20 protein-coding genes and 2 pseudogenes are annotated in these 16,395 nt (G+C 41.9%); 10 read left to right on the top strand and 12 right to left on the bottom strand.

The annotated features are described in order from the left end of the window. The 7 genes from AB6C75_RS13520 to AB6C75_RS13550 form a co-directional block, all read left to right on the top strand. A partial coding sequence (locus AB6C75_RS13520) for a hypothetical protein (RefSeq protein WP_372107985.1) occupies positions 1–245 on the top strand: 245 nt, incomplete at its 5' end. A 96-nt stretch (positions 246–341) separates the two neighbouring features. Continuing rightward, positions 342–1,997, top strand: a complete 1,656-nt coding sequence (locus AB6C75_RS13525; RefSeq protein ID WP_372107986.1) for an SgrR family transcriptional regulator — start codon at positions 342–344, stop codon at positions 1,995–1,997. 68 nt (positions 1,998–2,065) lie between these two features. Beyond that, complete coding sequence (locus AB6C75_RS13530; RefSeq protein ID WP_088720847.1) at positions 2,066–2,692, top strand: LysE family translocator; 627 nt, start codon at positions 2,066–2,068, stop codon at positions 2,690–2,692. 88 nt (positions 2,693–2,780) lie between these two features. Continuing rightward, positions 2,781–3,446: a glutathione S-transferase N-terminal domain-containing protein gene (locus AB6C75_RS13535; RefSeq protein ID WP_017099647.1), complete on the top strand. Its 666-nt coding sequence runs from the start codon at positions 2,781–2,783 to the stop codon at positions 3,444–3,446. A gap of 167 nt (positions 3,447–3,613) precedes the next feature. Continuing rightward, positions 3,614–4,225 carry a hypothetical protein gene (locus AB6C75_RS13540; RefSeq protein ID WP_065679791.1) on the top strand — a complete coding sequence of 204 codons (612 nt, stop codon included), beginning with the start codon at positions 3,614–3,616 and terminating at the stop codon, positions 4,223–4,225. Positions 4,226–4,788: 563 nt separating this feature from the next. Then, on the top strand, positions 4,789–5,271 hold the full coding sequence (locus tag AB6C75_RS13545) for a tetratricopeptide repeat protein (RefSeq protein WP_017099644.1): 483 nt from the start codon (positions 4,789–4,791) through the stop codon (positions 5,269–5,271). A 175-nt stretch (positions 5,272–5,446) separates the two neighbouring features. Continuing rightward, a complete protein-coding gene (locus AB6C75_RS13550; protein ID WP_017098419.1) occupies positions 5,447–6,226 on the top strand; it encodes a DUF3658 domain-containing protein in 780 nt (259 codons plus the stop codon). A gap of 255 nt (positions 6,227–6,481) precedes the next feature. Here the strand turns inward: AB6C75_RS13550 and AB6C75_RS13555 are convergent, their stop codons facing one another. From AB6C75_RS13555 to radC, 9 genes and pseudogenes are all read right to left on the bottom strand, one after another. Then, positions 6,482–7,315, bottom strand: coding sequence for a tetratricopeptide repeat protein (locus tag AB6C75_RS13555; protein WP_305368429.1), 834 nt, complete (start codon positions 7,313–7,315; stop codon positions 6,482–6,484). 230 nt (positions 7,316–7,545) lie between these two features. Further along, entirely contained in the window at positions 7,546–7,782 is a 237-nt protein-coding gene (locus AB6C75_RS13560; protein WP_372107987.1) for a hypothetical protein, read from the bottom strand. A 40-nt stretch (positions 7,783–7,822) separates the two neighbouring features. After that, the gene (locus AB6C75_RS13565; protein WP_372107988.1) at positions 7,823–8,083 is read right to left on the bottom strand and encodes a hypothetical protein; all 261 of its coding nucleotides are present in this window, start codon (positions 8,081–8,083) and stop codon (positions 7,823–7,825) included. A 50-nt stretch (positions 8,084–8,133) separates the two neighbouring features. Beyond that, positions 8,134–8,514, bottom strand: a complete 381-nt coding sequence (locus tag AB6C75_RS13570) for a hypothetical protein (RefSeq protein ID WP_132980856.1) — start codon at positions 8,512–8,514, stop codon at positions 8,134–8,136. Beyond that, positions 8,511–9,278, bottom strand: a pseudogene (locus tag AB6C75_RS13575) (transcriptional regulator). The gene AB6C75_RS13570 and the pseudogene AB6C75_RS13575 overlap by 4 nt, the downstream one beginning before the upstream one ends. A 137-nt stretch (positions 9,279–9,415) precedes the next feature. Further along, positions 9,416–9,592 carry a hypothetical protein gene (locus tag AB6C75_RS13580; protein WP_004735711.1) on the bottom strand — a complete coding sequence of 59 codons (177 nt, stop codon included), beginning with the start codon at positions 9,590–9,592 and terminating at the stop codon, positions 9,416–9,418. A gap of 3 nt (positions 9,593–9,595) precedes the next feature. Further along, positions 9,596–10,039, bottom strand: a complete 444-nt coding sequence (locus tag AB6C75_RS13585; RefSeq protein WP_372107989.1) for a DUF2787 domain-containing protein — start codon at positions 10,037–10,039, stop codon at positions 9,596–9,598. Positions 10,040–10,085: 46 nt separating this feature from the next. Next, positions 10,086–10,523, bottom strand: a complete 438-nt coding sequence (locus tag AB6C75_RS13590; protein ID WP_372048750.1) for a DUF2787 domain-containing protein — start codon at positions 10,521–10,523, stop codon at positions 10,086–10,088. Next, complete coding sequence (radC, locus tag AB6C75_RS13595; protein WP_371995701.1) at positions 10,520–10,993, bottom strand: DNA repair protein RadC; 474 nt, start codon at positions 10,991–10,993, stop codon at positions 10,520–10,522. The genes AB6C75_RS13590 and radC overlap by 4 nt, the downstream gene beginning before the upstream one ends. Positions 10,994–11,501: 508 nt before the next feature. On the opposite strand from radC, the gene AB6C75_RS13600 reads away from it, so the two are divergent. Next, entirely contained in the window at positions 11,502–12,593 is a 1,092-nt protein-coding gene (locus tag AB6C75_RS13600; protein WP_372107990.1) for a PIN domain-containing protein, read from the top strand. 61 nt (positions 12,594–12,654) lie between these two features. Next, positions 12,655–13,461 carry a hypothetical protein gene (locus AB6C75_RS13605; RefSeq protein ID WP_280605123.1) on the top strand — a complete coding sequence of 269 codons (807 nt, stop codon included), beginning with the start codon at positions 12,655–12,657 and terminating at the stop codon, positions 13,459–13,461. A 205-nt stretch (positions 13,462–13,666) separates the two neighbouring features. Here AB6C75_RS13605 and AB6C75_RS13610 read toward each other — a convergent pair whose 3' ends face one another. The 3 genes from AB6C75_RS13610 to AB6C75_RS13620 all read right to left on the bottom strand — a co-directional run bounded on the left by AB6C75_RS13610 (position 13,667) and on the right by AB6C75_RS13620 (position 15,962). Next, positions 13,667–14,611, bottom strand: coding sequence for an LPD25 domain-containing protein (locus AB6C75_RS13610; protein ID WP_372107991.1), 945 nt, complete (start codon positions 14,609–14,611; stop codon positions 13,667–13,669). Positions 14,612–14,730: 119 nt separating this feature from the next. Then, complete coding sequence (locus AB6C75_RS13615) at positions 14,731–15,423, bottom strand: hypothetical protein (RefSeq protein ID WP_132980924.1); 693 nt, start codon at positions 15,421–15,423, stop codon at positions 14,731–14,733. A 98-nt stretch (positions 15,424–15,521) separates the two neighbouring features. Next, positions 15,522–15,962, bottom strand: a complete 441-nt coding sequence (locus AB6C75_RS13620; RefSeq protein WP_065680360.1) for a DUF2787 family protein — start codon at positions 15,960–15,962, stop codon at positions 15,522–15,524. Positions 15,963–16,208: 246 nt separating this feature from the next. On the opposite strand from AB6C75_RS13620, the pseudogene AB6C75_RS13625 reads away from it, so the two are divergent. Beyond that, a pseudogene (locus AB6C75_RS13625) lies at positions 16,209–16,375 on the top strand (helix-turn-helix domain-containing protein). Positions 16,376–16,395 lie beyond the last annotated feature (20 nt).

The raw sequence follows: 16,395 nt of genomic DNA on the forward strand, positions 1-16,395 counted from the left end.
GCTACCGATGTATTGTTGAACGCGAAATGTACAGCAAAGATCAACACGCCCTAGTGAGTAAAACAATGAATCCATTAGACTACACATTCTATACTTTAAACGCCAAACACTACTTACTGGAACCAGAACAAACGATGACGGTAATACAAAGCCAAAGCCAAAGCCAAAGCCAAAGCCGTCCGATCTTGCCTGGGATAGTTTTCTTGGTGGGATTCCTAGTCGGTCAGATTACCCACCTTTATTAATCACGTCCCGTGGCATTATAAGAGGACAACTTTAAGTTAAGTCGCCATATTTCAGAGGGATCCGTTGTATCTAATGAACATGATTTTGAGGTTGACATGGTAGCTTCTCAGTTGTTATCTACGAGTCATCTGCAGCGTTTAAAGCAACTCGAGAAACATTTTTCTCGCAATGAAACTTATGATGTTGATATTGTCTCCCTTGCTGAAATTCTGGCCTGCTCAGAGAGGTACGTGAGTAAGCTAATGGCTTCTTTTGAAAGCTTTGGGCTTATCCATTGGGCTTCAGGTCAGGGGCGAGGTCATCGTTCGAAACTGACACTACTAAAAAGTTTTGAGACTTCACTGCTGACTCAGTTAGAGCTAATGGCTCGGTCTGGCAGAATGAATCAGGCATTTCGATTAGCCACTCTACTTGGCGAAGTACGCCTATTTCAAGATCACTTACCACTCTGGTTAGGGGATGCGCAACAGGAACTGAAAAAGCAGAATACTTTAATGTATTTAGTTCCTTACGTGCTGCCTGAATGGCACCCTCATTTGGCGCAGTCCGCTCGTTCTATTTTATTGATCGAAAGCGTCTTCGATACCTTAGTTCGATATAACCCTATTCAGAACGAAATTGTACCTCATATCGCTCACCAATTTCATTACAGTGACAAGCAAATCCGTCTCCGCATCCGCAATGATATAATGATGCACAATGGAGAAGTGCTGACACCGGAACTTGTCAAAAAAAATATAGAAATGCGCCTTAGGACGCCGCATCCATATCAAATTCTATTTCGTCATGTAGAGGGTATTGACATAGATAAGCAGTGGGTCATTTTCTCTATGCGTCAATTTGACCCCGTTTTCCTGCATTTGTTAGCCGACTCACACAGTGCAATTTTTGATTATCAGGCTTCAAAACCTATCGGGTGTGGAGCATATCGGGTCGAAAGTCTGGAAAAACAATATTGGAGTTTGGTTCGCAACAACCACTATTTTGGCTTTGGTGGCCATATTGAACGAGTAGAGTTTTGGTGTAGCGATGCCCAACCTCAAACGCCTATGCACGTGGCAGAACTGCTCTATTGCGAATCTCAACCCGCTCAGCCACAAAAAGTCGATCGCAGTGGGTGTACTGTTTTGCAGTTTCATCATCATGCAAACGCCTTGTCCGCTCAAGAAAGAGCTTGGCTTGTTCATCATAGTCGACGCTTTACACTTGATAGCCAGAAAAGAGCAGCGAACAGCGTGATGGATTGCCATCAAGATAAGGGATTTCACTTGTTCAATCACGACATGAAACTGCCAGCTCGTCCGGTGATAATTGAAGTGATAGACAGTCATATGAGGGAGTTGCAACCTTTGCTTGATGCGTTGTCTCAAAAAGGGGTTATTTGGCAGGTATGCCTTCAAGGACAGTCTCAAGATGTGGCTGTTGATGTCTCCTACGACTGTTACGTATTTGGCGACGACCTGACGTTCCAGTATTACGAATGGCTACTTTGCGGCAATGTGTTTAGCCTATGTTTGCCTGAACGTGGAAAACAAAGCCTATTAACCTTTATTGATATGCTCATGCAGGAAAGTAACGACAGTGAGGAGCTTCTGCACAAGCTGTATCGAGCGGAGGATTGGCTTATCCAGAACTATTATTATTGTCCTCTGTGGCGCAATCATTTTACCGTCACTCGCGCAGACAATTTGTATGGTACCGAAACCAACAATATGGGTGTCATGTCGCTGGTCAATATGTGGTTGGAGTAATCGCTGGTATGGTAGTGTATCTGTAGCGATATGATTTGCAGTGTTTAACGGATAATTAAGGAAAAAAAATGGACTTTCACCTTTGGCTCGGCTTTGTCGCGGCATCGCTCATTCTTACCGCGACACCAGGGCCTAGCATATTTTTAGGTATTGCACATGCTCTCAGATATGGGCACAAACGCGTGCTATATACCGCCCTTGGGGACATCTCAGCTAACTTTATTCAAATGGTGTTAGTCGCCTTGGGTTTAGGTGTCATCCTTGCCAATTCGGTAGTGGCATTTACTGTCATCAAAGTTTTTGGTGTGATCACGTTGGTTTACATGGGACTAAAAATGCTCCTCGCTAAACCAGCACAAGTTGAGCACTTAAACCTCAACAACTCAGATTTACAGGCCTCAAACAAAAAGTTGTTTTACTCTGGCTTTTTAGTCGCGGCTGGCAATCCCAAAGCCATCCTATTCTTTTCGGCTTTTTTTCCGCAATTCATCAATCCCGACTTACCCGTATTCCCTCAACTATTAGTGATGTGCCCAACCATGGCGTTGCTTGATTTCAGTTTAGTGATGTTTTATGCGTTTTCGGCCAGACGGATTGTTGATGCGAGCCGACTATCTCTTACCGCTGTGACAAGAGGAAGTGGTGCTTTACTGCTGGGAGCCGCAGGTATTCTAGCAGTTAAAGAACCCACTTAATCTCGACTAAGAACCGCGACCAAGATTGAACATACTGTGCCCAGCACAACCATTACACCTATTTAGCAACTCTCGGAGTAAGACACCTATGATCACTTTTTACGAACTGTGTGGGGGCGATGGCTTAAAATTCAGTCCTTATTGTTGGCGAACGAAAATGTGCTTGATACACAAAAATATAGCGTTTGATACCACTGAGCTTTCTTTTGTCGACATTCAGGCTCAGTTTAAGGCGCAGTTTTCTACACTCCCCGCCATCAAAGATGGTGAAACGGTGCTCTCTGATTCGTTTAACATCGCTGATTATCTTGAGGCCCACTACCCTGAATCACCTTCATTATTTGGCGGTGAAAAAGGGCGTTTAATGGCACTTTTTTTCCATGAGTGGGCAGCATCATTACATTCGGACATCGCCAAAATTGCCATCTTCGACATTTACTGCAAGCTTAAAGATCGCGATAAAGATTACTTTCGTTCCTCTAGAGAGAAACACTTTCAGGACAGCTTAGAAAATGTACAAAGCAACAGCCAAGAGTTAGCAAAGGCCGACTTACTTAAAAAAATGAGAGTACTGGAATCTTATTTAGCTAAGACACGATACTTATCGGGCGATGCGCCCATGTATTCAGACTATATCGTCTATGGGACGTTGAAGTGGCTGCTGTCTACGAGTAACGCTTTCACAGGGGAAATGCTGACTAGCCATGTTTTGAATTGGTATGACAGCCTAGATAGGATTGGCACTGGAATTTAAACATGCTTTAAGACAACGATGGAAATGTGAACGCAACGCATAGTTTGCGTTTAAATTTATCGGATGTTACATATTGATTTGTTATAGTTTATTTCCGTATGTTGCTGTCAATATGCAATGTGCAGAATAAATTTTCATTTCAAAAAAGTGCCACAGGATATCGTATTATGATAACTAAAGTTGTTCCTCTGATGTTGTTAGTTTCGTGTTCAAGCTTTGCATCAAGTGAGATTGTTGATAATTTTTCTCACATAGGATTTGGTTATAAAGGAGCTAGTTTTAAGTCGGGAGCGTTAAAACCTTACCTTAACGATAAGTATGACAATACAGAGAATAAGACGATGGGAGGGTTATACTTAGATGTCAGTGCTCAAGTTTTTGACTACGTATTCGTTGAAGGAAAAGCAGACTTTCTCACTCGATTTAGTTCGGAGGTAGATAGTTGGCAAGCTGGCGGAGGACTCATTGGGCGTTTGGGAGGGGCAATGGCCAGCTCTTTATCCTGTGGAGCAGTAAACTATCGTGCTGATAGTGATTACAGTTCACCATATTCCGAGCGTGGAACATACTGTCAAGCGATGGTTAGAAAACAAATAGCTAATCATTGGTTGATGGGAGTTTCCTATCAACATGATTTCTTAGATCTAGCAAGAGATGAGTTTAAGTGGAATAACGTCTTTCAATTCGGCTCAGTGTTTGGCTTAGTTGCAAATTTAGAATATGCAGAGCGTGATGAGGCGGAAGTGAGCTATGAGCTTGGGTTGCAGTTCTCATTTTAACTGGCGAGGGTATATATTTTTAGAAGGTTCATTTTATTATCAATATATTATTTTGTTTTTCATAAGAGGCTAGACTTAGCCACCACTTGAAAGTCATCTCTGTATAAAATGGTGCCGACGTCTGAATAATGTAATGTCGCTACCTTTGTATCATATTCTTCTAATATATATTTTAGCTCATACATGAGTGATATATGTTTGACGCTTGAGTCTAAAAACCAAGAGATAGCATTGTCTGGCCATGACTTTGAGTGGAACGGTGGACATGGTAGTGATTCATTAAGTTGAGTGAAGATTTCTTTAATATGCACCTGATGGTACTCGTAAAGGATCAATCCGTCGACAAGCATCATTTGTGCTTGGGTAATGATACCATGAGTATGCTGGAGTCGCTTTTCCTCCTCCATACTGGCAATAAATCTTATAAACATTGGATTCCTTTATTACTATTTATTCATCTAGTTTAAGATTTTATCATTGATAATTTATCGTTGGACGATTTGAGAGTTAGCACAGAGTGTAAATAAATTTCATTCTATTAGTCAATTATAGAGGAGATGCACATGAAAACCATTATCCACGAAGCCATCAATCTTAGAGAGGCCGGAAATTATCATGCGTCTCGGCTTTTGCTGCGTACGCTATTGGATGACAGTCAATATGCAGCCAAAGCAAATTTATACATGGCTTGGTCTTATGATAATGAAGGCAAAGAGAAGCAAGCGCTTATACATTATCATCTTGCATTGGAAGGGGATCTTTCCATAACTGAACGTTTTGATGCTCTGTTTGGGTTGGCGAGTACTTATCGCAGTTTGGGTAAATACACTGAAGCGTTAGAGTATTTTGAGCGAACCATTGCTGAATACCCTGATTCACTGGAAGTACAGCCGTTCTATGCCATGTGTTTGTACAACTTAGAACGACACAAAGAAGCAACGGCGTTACTAATTAAGTTATTGTTATCAACCACTGAGAGTAAGAAAATCAAAAGTTACCAGCGAGCCATTCTGCTTTATGCAAAAGACCTTGATAAAACGTGGTAAATGTTGCGTTCCTACGTATATTTGTTCGTCTAACCGGGGAATAGAAACAATAGAGTAAACCAACTTATGAATTCTAAGGTTATGGAGCTCGATAAGTGATTAGCAGTTGGTAGCAGACAAGGATCGATGATGAGAATAGAGAGACGATGTGCTGATATGATAAGTGAGTTTAGTCATGACCCTTCGTAAGGTGACTCACTTTGTTACAGGAGGCGCAGCTGCTGGCATTTTGAATTATCTTCTTGCGCCAGATGAAAAGAAGCGGGTAGTAGAGCTGAGTGACCCGTTGACTTACGGTCCGTTAAATAATTATGGTACGCAGCAGGGAGATGCTCTACGTAGTAATTGGTTTAGGGGGGTATGTGATCTTATTAATGATCCAGACTTATGGCCATGGTTAGCCGGCCATATAGGACTGCCCATATTGCAGAGCTATCAGAACCTCGAATGCGATGGCGATTATGTCGTTTGGGTTGGCCAGTCAGTGGATGAGCAATTAATGTTGCGAGCGCTGTGCTCTGTGCTACCGGAACAACGTTTATTTTTAGCCGATGTAACGACAGGTAAGTTGAGCAAAGACACCATGCCAATCGTTGGTGCCTGTTCAGCCGAAGAACTTACTACCGTCATTCCAGTACCTCTTGATATCTTTCAGCAGGTTAAATTAGCCAAAGAATGGGATAGTCTTCTTGTGAGTAGGGATATGGTTCGAACTTGGAACGGTTCCGCAATTGTATCCCATGATGAGACGTTTTTTGATGCTGCTCTTCTTGCTGCGATTGGCCCACGAGTTTGTGTTGCAGCAGTAGTCATTGGTCGTGTGCTTGGTGATTATGTAGGGCAAGTTGGTGATACTTTTCTCTGTTACAGATTGCGTGTGTTGATCTTGAGAAAAATAGTGCGCTCGGTAGGTGAAGGACCTTTCTTTAGGCGTCAGTTGAGTCGAGCGTTATGATATGGGAAGTTCAAACATTTAGTGAAAATATAGGGTGAGAAAAATACAACGGAAACGTAACTGAGAGTAAAAGCTCACACTTTGCCTATCGAACACTCATTCCTAGTGTGCGTGCTATAACTAAGTAAAAATTTAAATTCTCATTCTCATCACCGTAGCCTCGGATATTAACGAAGGGAATGTTTTTATTTTCGAGCTATGGAAACAGCCGCGAGTATAAACCATTACAGCATAGTTCTGATTGCGTACCAAAAATTACCAATTGCAGTGTTCATACAGGGATTCGACACATTCTATTGATCTGAATTGAGCTTCATCAATATCAGCTTGGCTTAAGTCATCAAATATTATTCCTTTCATATTTTGAATATCTTTTCCGTTGTATTGACTGATGTTTAACCACATATAGCTTGTAACATCATTTTTAGGCACAATTTTCCCCAGGTAGTAAATAACAGCAAGCTTATACTGTGCGTCTTGCTGTCCATTCTTTGAGGCTAAGTTAAACCAATGTAGAGAGTATTTGTCATTTTGTAGGACACCTTCACCTAGCTCATACATTTGACCAATGTAAAACTGTGCATCTTTATTGCCTTTCTCTGCTGATTGTAAGAACCAATGTGCTGATTTTTTTAGATCTTTGCTAATGCCATCGCCACGGTAGTACATTAAACCCAAATAAAACTGCGCTTTATTTTCGTCATTTTCTGCTGCTAACTTAAAATACGTAAATGCATCCTCGTATTGTTGAAGAGAATAAAGGTAGATTCGCCCAGCACTATATTGCGCGTCTACAAAACCTTGGTTTGCTGACTTAACGTACCAATCTAAAGCTTTCGCGACACTTTTTTCAACACCCAGTCCTTTACTATACATCCAGCCTATAGAGTACTGTGCTTGAGCATCTCCGTTCTCAGCTAAGGGTAGCCATTCTGCATAAGCAGCCTTATATTTCTTTTGGCTAAGCGCGATGTATCCTTTTTCATAGGCTTCATCAGAGTTTAGAGTTTGTTCATTTGTGATATTGGTAGTACCACTCGTACAGGCACTTAAAATAAAAAGAGGAATTAAAATTAAATAGCGAAGCATGATTTATTGACTACGTGATGAAAATTTAAACGTAAGTATATCAGTGGTGGTCACTAAAAACATGATGTTAATCAGATGATTACTAAGTGCTATTTGAATTAAGTGAAATTGCCAGCTAATGGGAATAGTATTGTTGAGAGGTATTTAGATAAGAAGCTATGTCCAGAAGCAAAAAAAGAATGGGGAGCAATCTCGCTCCCCATTATCATTTTGAGCCTTTGCTGGTGGCACTATTTTTCTTTGATGGCTTCACAGCCTTTAGGTATCGCAACCGACGATGCCTGTTTACCTGCGTTTAGGGCTGCTTTCACATCCAGCTTGTATTGAGTGCATTTGCCTACACTGACGTTAACCGCTCCCGGTTCTACCGATGGATTACCTCCAAGCGAACCACCACCTTGAGCCAAAACAAAAGGTGATGCTAGGGAAGCCAGTAGAACAAGTGTGTTTGTTGTGATGTTTTTCATTGTGTCATTCTCACTATAATTTTAAAAAGAAAGTTGGGGATTAGTTAGACGTTTGTTCAGCTTCAGATGAGCACTTATTCTTATCGGAGGTTTGACCGTTAAGCTTTCCACACGCATCGGCTGTCCAATGTAGAAGCGCTCCAGCGACAAGAGTGGATTGAGGGCCTTGTTTTCCATTCCAGTGTTTCTCCAGATGCGCCTTAGATATGTTTGGTGTTCCACCGAGCGCAGCGTTTGCCATTGATGAAACGCTTAGAGATGAGCTCAATGCAATAGCGACGAGTACGTATGATTTTTTCATATTCGATCCTTATTGGTGTTGATAGATAGATGAGTTGTTTTGCTTTCGGTTTAGAAGGTGTAAACAAAGGTGCCAGCCGTTGATGTCACTTCAATTTCTTTCACGTTGTCTACGGTGCAGTTGTTGCTGTATCCCGTGTAGGTTTCCCCGAACTTCAATGAAACGTTTCTAGATAGCTCTGAGGCCGTACCAGCAGGAATACGACAATTACCTCGGTTAATCACAACGTCGGTGATGACGGTGTTGTTGGTGATGGCTTGTAGGTCAAAGACTAAGCTTCCCCAGTGAGAGTTGGTGGAGATCGATACTTCTATATCCGCAACGGCTTCAGGAGATTCTTCCTGCTCTGTGCATCCTGTTGCTCCTATAAACAGGGCTATCGTGACTGCGTATCGAACCGATTGGTTTAGTCGATGTTTTAGTTTGGTCATGGGTTTACTCTCCTCATTGGTGAGTGAAATTCTGGGTAGCCTGCTCCTTCGTGAGCCAGCATGAACTGCTCAACATTGAAGTCAGAGGGATAGGTAAATGAAAATGTCGATACACTGGCCTCATCGATGAGTGGTAAGGCAATTGTGTGTATTGGATGTTGGTCGGATAACCGAAAGAGCAGCAAGAGCGCGTCGCACTGAACCGAGAGTCCCAGTGGTTCTATGAGCGTCTGCTCTTGCTGCAAAGCTTGGCTAGAGACCTTTAGCATTCGGTTGTTAAGTAATGCTTCATGGACTAACCCTAAGACTTGTTGCTGCTTGTTACTCCAGCTTCTCGTATTAGGTAGGTTGAGGTGTACTTTACTTAGCCAAAGTTGTTCTTTTTAAATGGCTAAAGCCTTATCCCGTAAGGGTTTGTCTCTCTCCGAGGACCGACCCTGTCCATAATTCAGTGCATCAGGAATAAGCGGCTGTAAGTATTTGTTGGTCAGTTGCCAATAGAGCATTTCTTGCTTATTTAGCTTCAGTAATTGCTCAGATGTTTTTCGGTAAACATGGGGCATGCTCATCGAATCGCACTCTACGTTAAACACCTCCACAATGATGTCATCGAGATAACGTTTGATACTGCGCGTGGTACGGTGGATATCGATTAGGGCTAACTGCTGCTGCAACTCCCTAACGGTGATCCATCGATGTTGAGGAATAAGCATCAGCGTGTGCAGCAAAGCAGATAAGCCTTCAATGCTGGTTTTATTGCTCATGACTACTCTCTCAATACATAGCGCTCCATGTTGGAGTCGGACATTTAATGTCGGGAGAATAGAGGTGGGTTCGACACATAATGTCCAACGGTTAAAGCGCCATCAATCGGCTTAGCGAAAGCGTGAGTCGATTAACATTATCGATGGTTGTTTTTATCTCTCAGCTCTGAGATGGCTACCAGTAACCCAATCAGCAGTACCACCAGAAAGCCTAAAGTCGTTAGGGTTCCTATGGCACCAAAGAAAGGGGAAAGAGAAAGTAACGTGATGAGGGCAGAGATAAGCTTGATGGTTTGTAGAAGAAGAGAAGTCATGAGTTATTGCGGGGTAAGGGTAATATCGTCGAATGCCTCCATCTCGACGTAAGCGAGAAAGTTACTCTCCCACAATTGGTACAGCTCGATAGCCTCACGGTTATCTTTCATTGAAAACCAGCCATGGTAGCTTGCAAAACATTGACGAGCGCGAAAGTCAAAATCCAAATTCCGTTCAAGCTCAGGGTAATAGTTCCCCATATAAGCAAAGTCAGTGATGTACTCAACACACCATTCTCCTGTTGAAGATTGGGAGATTGAAATTTCGACGGGATGAAAGCCACCAGCATCAGCACTGTAAGTTTTATCACGAAAGTTAAAGATCACATGACGGCTGGTGGAGAGCGTTTCATTGTTAAGTAAATGAGCCGAGTAACGCTCATTAAGCAACGCATACAGCTTCTTAGAAACAGGTAGGGGTAATGACGTAAAGGCTAATTGGGACATCGACAGTCCTCCTTGTGTAGGGGTAAATCAGAAAGTAGTTAGGGGATTAGTTAAACGAGCTGACTAGCGAAAGTTGCACGCTATCAAAGACGTTTCGGTTTAGGTGGCGAGTTAATGCGTTCACCCAAGCAGAGAGCACCTCTTGCACTTCTGGATGAGATAAATCCGTTGTTCCTGTATCGGGTTGATAAAACCAACGATTAGCAAGGTGAAAGTACAGCTCCGGCTCTACGCTAGTACTGTTGTCATTTGGGTAAGAAAAGCTCGCAAAAAACACGATAAGCCAAGGCTCTGAGATTGACTCTCGTTTGAGTTGTATCTCAATCGGGTGCAGTCCTTGGCGATGGCGGTAGTAACTCATTTGACGACAGTTCAGTACCAGTCTTTCAGCATGCATAGGAACTGTATGATCTGCTAGAAGATTTTCTAGTGACGAGAGCAGTGCATCATTGATACTGATGTCACCATAGTGTTGTTCAATCATAACCAGCCTCGCTCAGCAAATGAGGTGCAGGTTTCGCCCGTTACGATATGATCCAATACGCGCACATCCACCAGCGCTAAGGCATCCTTGAGTCTTTCGGTTATACGTCTATCCGCTTGTGAGGGGGTAGAGTCACCAGAAGGATGGTTGTGAGCCATAATCACCGCAGCTGCATTGACCTCTAACACCGCTTTTACTACTTCTCTTGGGTAGACACTGGCGGCATCGACGGTGCCATGGAAGAGCTCTTTAAACTCAATCAGTCGGTTTTGGTTATCCAGTAGCAGTAAAGCAAATACTTCACGCTCATAGCTGCCTAGCTTGCAGCGTACATACTCTTTAGTGGCGTTAGGACTAATTAAGGCATCACCACGCACATAGCGCGTGGCGAGTATCTCAGCGGCATGCTCTAGGATTTCATTCTCCTGATAGCGCTGTTGTTTTTTGTAATCAGAATTTTGGGTAGTCATTACGGGCTCCTGTCGGATTCAATGATGGTTATTCACATTGATGACATATGCCTGAAAATTTTTGGGGTTAGGGTGCGAAGCGATGGAAGATCATAAGGAAAGATGTGTTATTGAAGAGGGCGTATGGTTTGTTAGCTTTAGAGGTAGGTTAGAGAGGGAATCTGATGGCGTTAGAATGAGAGAGGGCAGGAGAGAGTCGCTGGTGATCACAATTAATTGAGTTGTTACTCTAAGTGATTTTTGCCCCAAAACAACTTAGATTAAATACTCTACACAATTCAGAGGGCGTGCGTTTACCCTACTAAAACTTATTCGATTGAGTTGATAACTCATCATTCCCGTTACTATGCGATATCTTGCAGTCTAGCTTCTCTTCATGGGGCATAACGTATTGATTGTCAGTTGATTTAATATGAAGATGAATGCATCATCGGAGGATGAAAGACGACAATTTGTCGTCTAGTAAGCGTTAGCTCTAATGTGTAATTGTTTAAATTTAGGTAAATGAATGAAAGTGTTTTTAGATACAAATGTTTTTTACAACAATTGGTTTGCAAGCAACCCAAGCTTCAAACTTCTCTTTCGATATTTGAATAATGAATCTGAAGAGCTGTATCTTTCTGAACTTGTTGTTCAAGAAGTTGAAAATATTCGAAATAGAGAATTGATTGAGTCTCTTAATGAGGCAAAGCGTCACTTGAAAGATGTTCAAAAACGAAGTTCTTCCAATATTGGATTTAGTGAGTCTCAACTAAACATTTCAGAATATAGTTTATTTAACTGTTTGGAAGGTCGTGTCGAGTACATAGATAGAATTGATTATGATGATGTACCGCACAAAGAATTAGTTTATAGGGCACTACATTCAATAAAGCCATTTTCTGGGCAAGAAAAAGGCTATCGAGATGCGCTGATTTGGCTGTCATTTCTTCAATACCTTGAAAAAGAGAATGTTGATGGTGATATTGCGTTTATTACGGCGAACAAAAGCGACTTTTTTACATATGAAAAAAAGAAACTTGTACTTCACCCTAAACTGCAAGAGGACATTGTAAATATAGGGGTTTCAGCAAATATAATTCCCTTTACGAATATATTTGATTTTGTAAATCAAGAAGTAGATAAAGACGAACATTTGGTAGACCGTAGTAAATTGTGTGCGGAATATGATGACTTTTTGATGGAAGAGACATTAGAACATCTAAAAGCTCTTGATAATGATGCTCTTAGCGAGCTTCTATCCACTAGTTTATTTAGGGACAAGCTTACTCCTGTACTTGATATTCAAGCGGACAATTGGGATTTGGTCGACGACACTGAGATTTATCAAGTTAGTAAGATTTCAGACTCTGAAGCCTATGTAAGCTGCCAATTTATAGCTACAGGTATTGACCTGATGCTCACTATTGATTTGAATGAGTACACCCAATATAAATCTGATATCGAATTAATTCGCTCATTTTCAGAGGCATCTTTAAATCATGTAGACCAAACCGCTGTTATATCCTTTGGTTTCAAGGCTTATGTTCAAGCATCTTTATTGTTTGATACAGTAAATGAATGCCCTAAAGAGCTTCATGTTGAAGGTATGTCAATTTAGAATCGAGTCAACAAAGCATCAAGAGTGATTTGCAACGCGGCGTTATGTCATAGAGGTATGTGTGGAAGAATCAAAGTCTCTGATAGCTTTTAAGCAGCTACTAGTAAATAGAATCCCTTGTGTCCCTAACACTAAAGAATCCAAAGGTTACTTACTGGAACAGACACTAGTTTCAGTTTTATTCCACTATTTACATTGGGCTTCAAGGTTGATTCCACCGAGGCCAAGAACAGTGATTTTCGATGTGGCTTTAACCGTACAACCACTCTGGGTTGAACATAGAAACGATGTTCAAAAAATCATTAATAAAGCTGAAATTGGCGAAGATCTTAATGATCATCTGTCAAATGAAGTCCTAAGTCGTGGGTTTTCACCCAACGCTGAAATTCTTCGTCAAGATGATAGGTGGTTATGTAAAGACCGACTATTAAATACTAAAGGCTTTCACCACCTACATTTGAAGTCAGGTAAATCCAACAAGGGTAACTTTCTGTTGCTGGTGAAGATCACTCGCAGTGAATTCCATATTATAGGGGTCTTTACTCACGGTATTTTTGATGGGGATAACCCTGAACAAAATCGGATGCATAGCACATTAGAGTTGTGGTCTGAAATTCATAAAGATCTGTATACGACCATGTCTGGTCATCCTATACATATTCATCAGATCGCCAGTGAATATTGGAATGCAATATTGCAGTGTGACAGTCAGCTTCAAAGTAGAGAATTTGTAGAACAAATGTTCTTCAATCATCGAGATAAACTTAAATCCAAGGTTAAGTTGAGATGGGAGATTGATTGGTTAGACTTAGGCATATATGAGTCTAAATCAAAGGGTTTTACAATTATACGAAAAGGCCATATTTGATTTCCCATACAAGCGTTTAAGACTTCAAGATACTTTTTCTAATCCTAGTAAAGCACGCTAGAGTCCTTACACTAACATGCTTCTGTCCAATTGTGAGTTACTACAACTAAAACTATCCTTGTGATCACCAGCGATTCTGTCGTTGATAACAGAAAAAAATAAGACCACCCAGAGAGAGAGGCGATCCGCTCGCCTCTCTCTTCTTTTATTCGCCTATCGCGATATCGCCTAAGGGTACGTAACGTGCTTTATTGTCCTCTCTGTAAAAGTTTCGCTTTTTGACTTGCCATCCATGACGAATGTATTTGGTATCGGTTGGGTAATAGCCTTCTCCCATGGCAAAGCGTTCACGGTGTTCAACGCTTTTCTCTGGATCGTTAAGGAAAGCCGTTTCAGAGTGATTCAGACAAGCTTTGCGCAGCTCAGGGAATAGGTTTCGAGAGTGTTTCGACCAAGCGAGAATGATGGTCTTTAGCGTTTTGGTGTGAAACTCTCCTGCATACGGTTCACTGATTTCAGCGTCATAGTCCGTGAGTGTGGCAACAATCACGCCCTTTGCCCATTGTGGTACTTCTAAGGTTTCTTGAAACGCCTCCTCCGCTTGCTGGTGTTTACGCCACGCTCTTTCCCGCTTCTGTTGTTTGGCTTCTTCTTTTGCAGCTTCTTCGGCTTTGGCTTGCTCCTCGACCTGTTTAACCTGCATACGCCCTAGGTCTACGAATGAGTGGTCCAACTCATAAGTGTTAATGAGTTCGATTAACTGCTGGTGGTGTTTGTCATAAAGCCAAGGTTTATCGACATCCCCTTTATGCTGGCGGTAATAACGAGCCATGCTTAAGCAATGCTCAGCAAAGCCTTGGTCATTACCACCACACCCTAAATCTAAGCGACATTCGTGCTGATGTTCATTATCGAAGGTCACGGTTACTTTTGTCTTATCGTACCCGCCTAATGGATTGCGTTTAGCAACCTCCAGAGCTTTCTTTTCGAATTCATTAAAGTCATAGAGTGTCTCTTCAGTGAACTCGCGAGACTCAGACCATTGGACAAGTACCGTGATCGGTTTAATTTTTTTTGCCTCTGATGTGAGTAAAGAATCATGTTGGTCTATGGGTGAGCTGTTTGGGCTATCTTGTTGTGTTGTTTGCATAGTGGGTTCCTTTCTACGAATAAATAAAAAAGACCACCTTGATAACAAGGTGGCCTCTAGAGTGGTGGGTAAACGTGTTTTTGGATTGTTAAGCTGTGGTGTTAACGGGGCTAAGAGTATTAGATGGAGTGTTTATTTACAGCGTGATAGGGCGGCTCTGAGCTATTTATCCAGCACTTGCCTTGGTAGCTATTGATGAGCTGCTGAAATAGCCACATCTCAAAAGCAGATTTGGGTTTGATTGCGACATCAAAACCATCGTCATCAAATCGTTGCCGTTCTTTCCAAGTTACATCTAAATCACTTAGCTGCGTTTTTAACTCACCTAGTTGGGTTTGTTTGGATTTATCTAATGGCGCTTTAAGCCATACCTCTAGGGTGTGGCAATACGGCATCACTCCATAGTCTTTAGCGAGGTTCAAAGTGTTACGTAATGCTCGTATCCAATCTTCTGCTTTGGTATCGCGGCCATTGAGTTTGACTTCACCTGATTCAGCGGCTGCTGACCAGTCACAACCGTATTTCACGAGTAGTTGGTTGAAGGTGTTTACACCACAGAACTGCCAGCTACGTGCTCGTTTGTTTGTCTCCGTGTCAAAGAGATTACTAGAGCCAATGAGCATGTGGAGCATGAGTAGATCGTCTTCACGCAACCTAAGCCTATAACGTTCATACAGAGCTTGTTTGAGTTCGTTGGTGCTTTGGGTGTCTGTGTGGTTGAGGCGTTCTCTGAAGAAGGTACAGGCTTGCTGAACAACGTCTTCTTTTGGTATACGCAGTGCCAGTTGTTCATAGACAATGTCATAGGACATAAAGGGGGGCTCCTGTGAAAGAGTAATATAGTAAAATCATGGTGATAGCTAGAAACAGGGGGATCGGTAAAGTGGTGGTTATCAATAGCGTTCATGTATTAGGGGCCACGCAGTTCGATTGGGTTGTAGGCTCCCTTGGCTAAGTTAGCAATAAACTTGGATTCCCAAAGTGTGTATAGCTTGTGGGTGTTGGGTGCGCTGATACTCTTTAAACCGGAGTATCGAGTGAAGACCGTGGAATGAGTGAAATCGAACTCAATATCTCGCTCAAGTGTCGGGTAAGGGTATCCATTGAAGCTAAAATCTGTGATGCAAAGGATTGAATAGATGTTGTTAACGTCTTTCGCTAGTGCAATCTCAACAGGGTGATAGCCTCCATGTTCAGCGGAGTAGTGCTTATTGCTGAAATGGATGATGTGATGATCATCTACGAGTCCTGTGTGTTTGTTTAGAACGTTGTTTAATGTATCCAGAAGAGCCTGAGATATAGGCAAAGCAGTCCTGTTGAATGAAGTTGTGGGTAAGATATCCCTATGCATAATCGGCTCCTTTTCGACTCATGAGGTTATGCATAGTGATGAAATATATTTGAAAAAATTTGGATTCGAGTGGATGGCAGGGGCTGAGGGGCATGATGCTGAATGGTGAGTAATTTCGACTAAAATAAAAACAATCATATATGAAACCGGAGTGCTGAAAGTTTGGTTTTGAGCATTGTTGATTCTTCAATTCTCCCGTATTCTCTCTGCTCAGTATTGAAAAGATTTTAGTGAGAGTACAACCCGATGGTTGATCAAACACTAATAATTAAAGGTGTGGCTACTTATCTGAAGGTGTCTATAAAACTGCATATCGCCTCGCCAGTGAAGGAAGGCTTCCGGGCTTCAAGATTGGTGGCCCATGGCGTTTTAAACGAAAATATTTAGAAGCTTGGATAGAAAAGAGTAAATAGTAATTAAACTGTTCTTGGCA

Source organism: Vibrio sp. 10N.237.312.B06 (genome assembly GCF_041464685.1).
Lineage (GTDB): Bacteria > Pseudomonadota > Gammaproteobacteria > Enterobacterales > Vibrionaceae > Vibrio > Vibrio tasmaniensis_A.

Coding starts and splice junctions, on each gene's coding strand:
- AB6C75_RS13615 (WP_132980924.1), bottom strand. CDS start 15,423: ATGTCCTATGACATTGTCTATGAACAACTGGCACTGCGTATACCAAAA.
- AB6C75_RS13545 (WP_017099644.1), top strand. CDS start 4,789: ATGAAAACCATTATCCACGAAGCCATCAATCTTAGAGAGGCCGGAAAT.
- AB6C75_RS13570 (WP_132980856.1), bottom strand. CDS start 8,514: ATGACCAAACTAAAACATCGACTAAACCAATCGGTTCGATACGCAGTC.
- AB6C75_RS13525 (WP_372107986.1), top strand. CDS start 342: ATGGTAGCTTCTCAGTTGTTATCTACGAGTCATCTGCAGCGTTTAAAG.
- AB6C75_RS13535 (WP_017099647.1), top strand. CDS start 2,781: ATGATCACTTTTTACGAACTGTGTGGGGGCGATGGCTTAAAATTCAGT.
- AB6C75_RS13590 (WP_372048750.1), bottom strand. CDS start 10,523: ATGATTGAACAACACTATGGTGACATCAGTATCAATGATGCACTGCTC.
- AB6C75_RS13530 (WP_088720847.1), top strand. CDS start 2,066: ATGGACTTTCACCTTTGGCTCGGCTTTGTCGCGGCATCGCTCATTCTT.
- AB6C75_RS13540 (WP_065679791.1), top strand. CDS start 3,614: ATGATAACTAAAGTTGTTCCTCTGATGTTGTTAGTTTCGTGTTCAAGC.
- AB6C75_RS13555 (WP_305368429.1), bottom strand. CDS start 7,315: ATGCTTCGCTATTTAATTTTAATTCCTCTTTTTATTTTAAGTGCCTGT.
- AB6C75_RS13565 (WP_372107988.1), bottom strand. CDS start 8,083: ATGAAAAAATCATACGTACTCGTCGCTATTGCATTGAGCTCATCTCTA.
- radC (WP_371995701.1), bottom strand. CDS start 10,993: ATGACTACCCAAAATTCTGATTACAAAAAACAACAGCGCTATCAGGAG.
- AB6C75_RS13620 (WP_065680360.1), bottom strand. CDS start 15,962: ATGCATAGGGATATCTTACCCACAACTTCATTCAACAGGACTGCTTTG.
- AB6C75_RS13585 (WP_372107989.1), bottom strand. CDS start 10,039: ATGTCCCAATTAGCCTTTACGTCATTACCCCTACCTGTTTCTAAGAAG.
- AB6C75_RS13550 (WP_017098419.1), top strand. CDS start 5,447: ATGACCCTTCGTAAGGTGACTCACTTTGTTACAGGAGGCGCAGCTGCT.
- AB6C75_RS13580 (WP_004735711.1), bottom strand. CDS start 9,592: ATGACTTCTCTTCTTCTACAAACCATCAAGCTTATCTCTGCCCTCATC.
- AB6C75_RS13600 (WP_372107990.1), top strand. CDS start 11,502: ATGAAAGTGTTTTTAGATACAAATGTTTTTTACAACAATTGGTTTGCA.
- AB6C75_RS13560 (WP_372107987.1), bottom strand. CDS start 7,782: ATGAAAAACATCACAACAAACACACTTGTTCTACTGGCTTCCCTAGCA.
- AB6C75_RS13610 (WP_372107991.1), bottom strand. CDS start 14,611: ATGCAAACAACACAACAAGATAGCCCAAACAGCTCACCCATAGACCAA.